At 72.6% G+C, this 599-nt stretch carries 1 pseudogene; it reads left to right on the top strand.

The annotated features are described in order from the left end of the window. Positions 1-599, top strand: a pseudogene (locus DMP11_RS10115) (penicillin-binding protein 2); the annotation flags it as partial.

Raw genomic sequence — 599 nt, 5'->3', positions numbered from 1 at the left:
AGCCGGCCTCCAAGGCGGCCTCCGAGGGGCTGAAGCCCCGCTTCCTCGCCATGGGCGTGCTCACGGCGGCCATCTTCGGCTCGCTCGGAGCGAAGCTCTGGAGCATGCAGGTGCTGGCCTCGGAGACGTTCTCCAGCGCGGCCCAGAAGAACAAGTTCACCGTCGTGCCCACGCCCGCCCCGCGCGGCTACATCTACGACGCCGACGGCGTGGCCATCGTGAAGAACCGCTCGTCGCTCACCGTGCTGGCGGACGCCGAGGTGGCGAACGACCGCGACGTGGTGCAGCGACTGTCCACCGTGCTGGGGGTGCCGTACAACGTGGTGCGCCAGCGCATCCAGGACGCCACGGGCGGCGCGCAGAGCCAGCGCGTGGTGGCCAGCGACGTGCGCCTGCGCGACGTGGCCTTCATCTCCGAGCACGCCGACGCGTTCCCCGGCGTGGCCGTGCAGACGCGCACCGTGCGCGACTACCCCTACGGCGCCCTCGCGGCGCATGCGGTGGGCTACACCGGCTCCGTGACGGCCGACGACCTGGCCGTGATCCCCGACGGGCGCGAGATCGAGCTGGGCGACACGGTGGGCCGCGCGGGCGTGGAG

Source organism: Parvibacter caecicola, from assembly GCF_003725335.1.
Taxonomy (GTDB): Bacteria; Actinomycetota; Coriobacteriia; order Coriobacteriales; family Eggerthellaceae; genus Parvibacter; species Parvibacter caecicola.
Note: the sequence above shows the minus strand (reverse complement) of the source record. Positions and strands in the feature narration are given on the sequence as shown.